This is a genomic window from Streptomyces phaeoluteigriseus (assembly GCF_001896135.2).
GTDB classification, from domain to species: Bacteria; Actinomycetota; Actinomycetes; order Streptomycetales; family Streptomycetaceae; genus Streptomyces; species Streptomyces phaeoluteigriseus.
The window spans coordinates 503,892-510,511 of sequence record NZ_MPOH02000005.1; the positions used below are offsets into that span (position 1 = coordinate 503,892).

General features: G+C 69.4%; 4 protein-coding genes and 4 pseudogenes. 4 read left to right on the forward strand and 4 right to left on the reverse strand.

Annotated features, from left to right (window positions below; translation table 11 throughout):
* Nucleotides 1–21: 21 nt before the first annotated feature.
* On the reverse strand, nucleotides 22–723 hold the full coding sequence (locus BM536_RS05525) for a type 1 glutamine amidotransferase domain-containing protein (protein ID WP_073490871.1): 702 nt from the start codon (nucleotides 721–723) through the stop codon (nucleotides 22–24).
* 234 nt (nucleotides 724–957) lie between these two features.
* On the opposite strand from BM536_RS05525, the pseudogene BM536_RS05530 reads away from it, so the two are divergent.
* Nucleotides 958–1,220, forward strand: a pseudogene (locus BM536_RS05530) (transposase family protein); the annotation flags it as partial.
* 86 nt (nucleotides 1,221–1,306) lie between these two features.
* Here the strand turns inward: BM536_RS05530 and BM536_RS41675 are convergent.
* The 3 genes and pseudogenes from BM536_RS41675 to tap all read right to left on the reverse strand — a co-directional run bounded on the left by BM536_RS41675 (nucleotide 1,307) and on the right by tap (nucleotide 4,566).
* The gene (locus tag BM536_RS41675) at nucleotides 1,307–1,714 is read right to left on the reverse strand and encodes a type II toxin-antitoxin system Phd/YefM family antitoxin (protein ID WP_211362825.1); all 408 of its coding nucleotides are present in this window, start codon (nucleotides 1,712–1,714) and stop codon (nucleotides 1,307–1,309) included.
* A gap of 9 nt (nucleotides 1,715–1,723) precedes the next feature.
* Nucleotides 1,724–2,280: pseudogene (gene tpg / locus BM536_RS05540) on the reverse strand (telomere-protecting terminal protein Tpg).
* Between the two features lie 6 nt (nucleotides 2,281–2,286).
* The gene (gene tap, locus BM536_RS05545; RefSeq protein ID WP_073490869.1) at nucleotides 2,287–4,566 is read right to left on the reverse strand and encodes a telomere-associated protein Tap; all 2,280 of its coding nucleotides are present in this window, start codon (nucleotides 4,564–4,566) and stop codon (nucleotides 2,287–2,289) included.
* 459 nt (nucleotides 4,567–5,025) lie between these two features.
* Between tap and BM536_RS05550 the strand changes: the two genes are divergently transcribed.
* The 3 genes and pseudogenes from BM536_RS05550 to BM536_RS05560 form a co-directional block, all read left to right on the forward strand.
* Nucleotides 5,026–5,556, forward strand: coding sequence for a DUF6584 family protein (locus BM536_RS05550; protein WP_073490867.1), 531 nt, complete (start codon nucleotides 5,026–5,028; stop codon nucleotides 5,554–5,556).
* A 345-nt stretch (nucleotides 5,557–5,901) separates the two neighbouring features.
* Nucleotides 5,902–6,171, forward strand: a pseudogene (locus tag BM536_RS05555) (LysR family transcriptional regulator); the annotation flags it as partial.
* Nucleotides 6,171–6,542 (forward strand): annotated as a pseudogene (locus tag BM536_RS05560) (DUF4394 domain-containing protein); the annotation flags it as partial. The pseudogenes BM536_RS05555 and BM536_RS05560, both read left to right, overlap by 1 nt.
* Between the last annotated feature and the right edge of the window lie 78 nt (nucleotides 6,543–6,620).

Sequence of the window (6,620 nt, forward strand, 5' to 3'; positions counted from 1 at the left end):
GGTGGGACTCAGCGCGCGGGTTCAGGCGGCGAGGGCCTTGAGGACGGACTCGGCCGTGGTCGTGCTCGACTGCGGGTTCTGGCCCGTGATGAGGTTGCCGTCGACTACGACCGTGTTGCTCCAGGCCGCGCCCGTGCGCGAGATCGCTCCTCGCTCCCGCAGACGGGACTCGACGAAGAACGGCGTGTTCTCACCGAGGCCGCCCTGGCGCTCCTCCTCATCCGTGAACGCCGTCAGGTCACGGCCGGCGAACGTGAAGCTGCCGTCGGCCTTGGCGGCGCTCAGCAGACCGGCGACGCCGTGGCACAGGGCGGCCACGATCTTGCCCTGGGCGTCGGCCTCGTTGAGCAGCCGGCCGAGGTCGGCGTCCTGAGCGAGATCGGCCATCGGGGCATGCCCACCCGGGATGTAGATCGCGTCGTAGTCGCCGACGACAACGTCGGACAGGGCCAGCGGCGTGGCGAGTTCGCTCGCGATGCCGGCGAGGTACGCCTGGAATTCCTCCGCGTCCGCTGCGCAGACGCCGCCCTGCTCGCTGAGGCTGAGCGCGTCGACGGTGGGCCTCGCACCGCCCGGGGTGGCGATGGCCACCTCCACACCGGCGGCCTCCAGGACGCGGTGAGAGGCAGCGACCTCCTCGGCCCAGTAGCCGGTGGGATGCGTCGAGCCGTCAGCCAGCTGCAGGGCGGTGGCGGCTGAGATCACCATAAGGATTTTCGACATGGATGTGCCTTGCCTTGTCATGGGAAACGGGAATGTCACGCGGTGAGCCGTGGTGCCGCCGGATATCCGGCGGCTGTTGGGGCAACACCAGCATCCATCACCAATCATCCAGTGACATCCCAAGCACCATAAGAATTGTTATAACCGCCCTCTGGCCCGGGCCCCGGGGGCGCTGGCGCCGGTCGCCGGGGAGGCTCATTGTCATCCGTGAGGGCGACCGGCGCTGCAAACTTCGGCGACTCACGCGCGAACTGCTCCCACAAGCATCGCCGCCCGGACTGAACGTGTAGGCGGTCATCTATCCGGACGGCCGGCCGCTGTGGCTCTCACCCGCACTGCCGGGCCGGTCTCACGACCTGACCGCCGCTCGCACCTACCGGATCATCGGCATCTACGAGCGCCGAAGCGTCCCCATCCTGGCCGATCTTGCCTACCAGGGCGGCGGCCCCTGGCTGACCACGGGCATCAAACGCAGGCCCCTGCAGAAATCACCGCCACCGTGAGTCAATCGCCAAGGCCATCCTCACGCTGGAGCGGCAACTCTGAAGAAGCTCAGTGACCACACATAGCGACCCCGTCGGCTCTACCGCGCATACATAGACGCCGAAAACCGCCAGACTCTGCGACGGCCGCCGCCCTGGTCTCCCCGAGCCTGCGGGTGGAGATCAACGGCCGACCGGCACTGTCCTCGGCTGCGGAAAACAGTGCCGCCAACGCCGAATTGCTGCGCCGCTATCCCGACTACCGCCGCGACGTCCTCGACACGGTGGCCGGCGGGTGCCGCGCCGGGATACGCGACCGTGTCCGACGAGAGGGCACTGGGGTCGGCGGGAAGCGGCACCGCGACCGGCGTGGTGTTGCGAAGGAGTACCTGCGGTTCGCCCCGCGCTGCCAGCGTGATGAGGTCACCGAAGTCCTTCTGCGCCGCGCTCAGCACGTGGGATCGGAACGCCTTGGTCTTCCGGGCGGCCGGAAGCCGGTCCAGCGGCACCAGCAGTGCCTACAGGTCGAACTCGAGGTGCTCGACGTCGGTGAAGCGGACCTCCTCCAGGCTTCCGGCACGCGGCCGCCGTCCTGGAAGTACACCTCCTTGAGCGCTTCGGCAGCGATCTCCCGGAGACGCTGGTCCGTGGCGCCGGCCTCCTGGGCCTCGAAGAGGCGCGCCGCGTACTGCGGGGGCAGGGCAACGGTCAGGTGCCGGACGCGATCCTGGTCCGTGGACCCGATCGGCGCGGTGTAGCCGAGGCGGGCGCGGGTGTCGATGACGATGCCACCGGTGGTCGCCGCCTTCTCCCGTGCCTTCGCCCGGATCTGCGGCTGCCAGCGGGCCTTCACCTCGCGCTCCAGGCGCGCGGCGAGGTCCGGACGCGGCTTCTTGATCTGGTCCTTCACATACCGTTCGACGGTGCGCTGGGAGATCCGCAGCATCTGGGCGACGGCCCTGGTGCCCTTGTACTGCTTGACCAGGTACCGCATCTGCGCGCCCGCGCTCTTCGGGACCGGGCGGGTGAACGCCTTGTGCACCGCCTGGTCCAGGCCGTCTGCGAACATGCTCATTGTCTGCTACTCCCCGCTGTCCTTGCCCGTGACCTGCCCGTCCTTGATGTAGCGGGCGAGGTTGAGTTCCGGGGCGTTGAACCGCTCGCGGACCTCCTCACCCCACAGGACGCTCTGGGTGCCCTCGTGCTTGACCAGGCCCGGGTTGATGCCGAGCTTGAAGCCGCCCGGCAGCGGCTTGCCGTCGCGGTAGGGCAGGAAGTCCAACGGTGACGTTCCGTCGGCTGCGTAGACGACGCAGTCGGACAGGACCGCGACCGGGTACTGCCCGGTGAACGCCGCATGCTTGACGACCTTGCGGTGGAGGTTGATCCGGGTACGGGAGATGACCGCGGCGCGGATGTCCGGCCGCCAGGTGGGCCGGGCAAGGGCCCGCCACGGCTGCCCGGGCTTCCAGCCCTCGCCGCGCGGGCGCTCGCGCAGTTTGCCCAGGCCTCCCTTGACCGTCGCCTTGACCGCCGAGACGACGATCGCCAGCCCCGGGTCACGCTCCTTGTAGCCGTCCATCGCCGTGAGGAAGTCGGCCGGCTCCATGTCCGCGTGCACGCCGAGGTCGGCCATCGTGGCGAGGAAGGCGTCACGCAGCCGCTGGTACCAGCCGTCCAGGTAACGGCCGTTGTCGTAGCGGACGTACGCCTCCAGCGGGCGCACCTCGTAGCCGAGCTCCTGGGCGTAGGCGACGGTGGGAGTCGCGTACCAGGCCGGGCCCTGCGGCCGCTCGCCCGTCGGCGTGAACGGGCTCGGCAGCAGACTGGCGTCCAGGTCCGCCCACTTGTCCTTGCCGACTCTCACGCGAGCCAGGTCCACGTGGGAGAGATCGACCAGCCACGAGCCGGGCAACTTCGGGTCGAACACCGGGTTCTTGACGTGCGTCGGGGCTCCGAGGCCGACGTTCAGGCCGTTGGCGCCGGCGGCGAAGGCCATGTTCACGTCGATACCGACCAGATACCGCAGCGTGCACTCGTCATCCGTCATCGGCCGTGCCCAGTCGTACGCCTCCTCGAACAGCTTCTCCTCGGGGCCGCGCACGTGGAAGCGGGGCAGGTCCTTGAGGACCGGGTGGCCGTCGGGGACCTCGCACGGCGGCCAGTTCATCGGGTCGATGGCATCCTTACCAAGCGAGCCAGGGTTGTGCTCGGAGTGCCGCTTGCCGTCGGTGTCCGGCTCGGAGGCGCGGGTCGGCGGGTGCAGCGCGGTCATCAGCTCCAGGCCGGTCACCGCGGTCGATCCGCGCGGCGTCATCACCCGCGACGCGTACACGCCCAGGACGCGGGCGAGTTCGGCCGGCGGGAGCTGCCCGGCGTGAGGCCAGCTGCGGGGATCGAGCGCGTTCCATGAGGGGATGCACAGCTGCACGCACTGGCGGTCCGAACCGGTCGCGGGGCGGTAGATCCGCGCCCACGGCCCCAGCCCGCGCTTCGTGAGCTTCCACTCCGCGCGCACCAACTGCTTGATGACCTTGTGGTCCTCCGGGAGCCGCCCGGCATGACGCTCCTCATCACTGAGGGCGACGGGCAGACCGTAGCGCTTAAGCGCGGATGCGGTGAGCACCAGCAGCGGGTCGGCGTCCTTGCCCGGACCGGACAGCTTCGGCGCACCGAGCCTCGCCTCGCGCAGCGTCCACTCCACCAAGGCCGGCAGGCTCTTGGCGGGCACGTCCAGGACCAGGCCACCGACGCAGTACGCCAGGACCTGCCCATCAGCGTCGACATCGACGACGGCGAGCGGACCATTCTCGAACCGCGAGTCCGTGCCACCGGCCAGGGTGTTCGCCGGGACGGCCTTCCCCTCGGCCGGACCGCGCGACGCGGACGACGGCAACGGTCTGGCAGTGCGCGCCGGACGCGACGCAGCGGCCGGAGCTGAGGCAACGGGAGCAGAGGCAGAGGGCTGGGTTTTCCCGGTCTGGGTGTTCCCGGCTGCGGTCACGGCCGCAGCCCCGGAGACCGGCGCTGCGGTCCGGACCTCCGGAGCGGGGGCGGGCTCGCCGGTGAAGGTGGCCGGTACCGCGGCGTCTTGGACGGGCGCGGCCGCATCGGCCGGAGTGGCGGGGTAGAGCTCGGCTAGCTTGTCCAGCAATCGCGCGTATGCCTCGCGTTCCGGCGGCCGCGGCTCGGTCTTACCCGCCTCCCAGCCCGACACCGTCGCCCGGCGGACCTTCAGCGCGGTAGCCACTTCGTCGATCGTCAGGCCGTGCGCCACACGCAGCCGCTTACGCTCCACGGGCGGCGGCAGCACAGACCGGGACGCCACCAGCGCATCGACCGCGTCGAACAACTCCGACATGCAACACCTCCTAACAGGATCCTAGCCCAACAAACCGTACGCATCGCGTTCCAATGGCGTACGAATCCCGTATACATAACGTACGGAGGCGATTGTGGTTGGTGGAACTCCCCGATCCTGCGCTTGCGGGCCTTCAGCCGCGGCACCACGAGCCACCCAGTCCCACCGTCGTGACCAGCGCGGTCACCAGCGCGACCCGGCCAGGCACTCAACTTGCCGGGGCGATGCATGTAACCACCCGCCATCCCTGTGAGGGCGTGGTGTGGACGAACCGAGGGCTCCTCCCGTCCGGGGAAGACGGCAAGGCCCGTCAACGGCACCTCATGACCTACCCGAGGACGGCCGGGACGGCGTCCACGGCCGTCCAGTCATCTTCGAAAAGCGCGGCGACGGAGAGCGAGCGAGTGTGGAGCGGCAAACCAGTCGACGTAGATCAGCGCGGTACCCGATCATGCGTTCATGCCTCTGAGAGAGACCCTTGCCCGAGTCGATGCAGACCTGGCCGCCGGCCGGGTTCCCCTCGCGCGCCAGCGTTTGCGCGGTCTTGTCTCGTCCTTCCCGTACGACCTGACGCTCCGCCGGCGTCTGGCCGAGGTGTACCGGCTCTACGGCGACGCCGCCGAGGCAGGACGCTGGATGTACCTCGATGAGGACCGCAATGCTGACGAGACCGCCGCCTTCGAGGCGCGGTACGGGTCTCCTGGGTGGCGGATGAAGGCTCTCGCCTGGCGCGGGCCCGAGGCGATGGCTGCTACCTCCTTCGCGGAGGAACAGCTGGTCGCGGTGCGGACCGCATGCGCCGAGGAGCTGGGCCACCCCGTCGACTGGGACGACCCCGCCTCCTACCAGGACGGCCTCGAGGACCAGGACGAGGAGGCGCCCTCCGAGCCGTGGACGGTCGGCGATGTGCTGACGGGCGGCGGCTGCCTGGTGGGGACCCTCGTGGTCATCGCGATCTGGATAAATGGAGTCGCTGCCCTCTTTGACTGACCCGGGTCACCAAGTGCCACCGCCCAGCGATCTTGCCGCTCTTCCGCGTTTTACCGTGTGCTCCGCCCATGCAGGTGGCCGTTCGGTGTGGCGGCGCAGCCGTCCGCGGCTTGGCGGTGTGCCATAGGTGCGTGACCGATCACCGCGCTGGGACGGCTTCGTGGGCAACGTACCGGCGCGGGGGCCGGTAACAGGCAACCTGGGCAGCTGTTCACCCGGCGGTCCTCAACCTGCCAGGCCTCGCGGGGACGGCGATCCTGTGCGGTGTGGTCATGCACGCCACAGTGGCGCACCCGGAAGACTGCGACAAGCGCATATCGTGCAGGTCAGCTGTGCGGTAGACGCATGCCAGCTGTGCATACTGACGCCACGGAACTGACCGGGCGCCCTTTCGTGACCGTATGCCGACTCGGGTCACTGTCGGCGGCGGCGGTCGAGCTCAATCACACGCAGTCGGCCGTCTCACGGCAGATCGCCGGGCTGGAGCGGCAACTCGGCGTGCCTCTGGTGGAACGCCATGCGCGCGGTGTGCGTCCGACGCCAGCCGGCGAGGTGTTCCGGCACCACGCCGTAGCCACACTCAACGAGGCGGACCGCGCTGTTCGTGCCGTACGAGCGCGAACAGGCTCAGGGTGATCAGTGACATCAGACAGAACCTGCGGCACAACATCGACGACCCTGCCGCGCCGTTCACCACCGTCGTGGACGGCATGCTGACCAACCCGACCACACCGGCGTCCACAGCGGTGGGAGTGACCGGGGCGGCGTACACGAACAACGACCTCAGCCCGGCGACCGCCACCACACTGTTCGACATCTACTACAAGAGGGAAACCGGGGACAACAGGGGCTTCGCCGCTCTGAGGGCCTCGGGGACGTACCGCTTCTACGGCGTCAACATCCTCAACGGCGCGGCCGACTACCTCGGCGACTTCCCCACCAAGCGGCAGGTCTTCGACATCGCCCTGCCCCTCGACCACGACTGAGCGCAGAAGACAGCATGGCTGGTCGCCGCTCGCGCGACGCCCAGCCCACGATCCCGGGCCGGGCCGGGGCGGGGCGGG

Bases quoted from the DNA above. Each gene is read 5' to 3' on its own strand.
- BM536_RS05525 (WP_073490871.1), bottom strand. From the start codon at position 723: ATGTCGAAAATCCTTATGGTGATCTCAGCCGCCACCGCCCTGCAGCTG.
- tap (WP_073490869.1), bottom strand. From the start codon at position 4,566: ATGTCGGAGTTGTTCGACGCGGTCGATGCGCTGGTGGCGTCCCGGTCT.
- BM536_RS05550 (WP_073490867.1), top strand. From the start codon at position 5,026: ATGCCTCTGAGAGAGACCCTTGCCCGAGTCGATGCAGACCTGGCCGCC.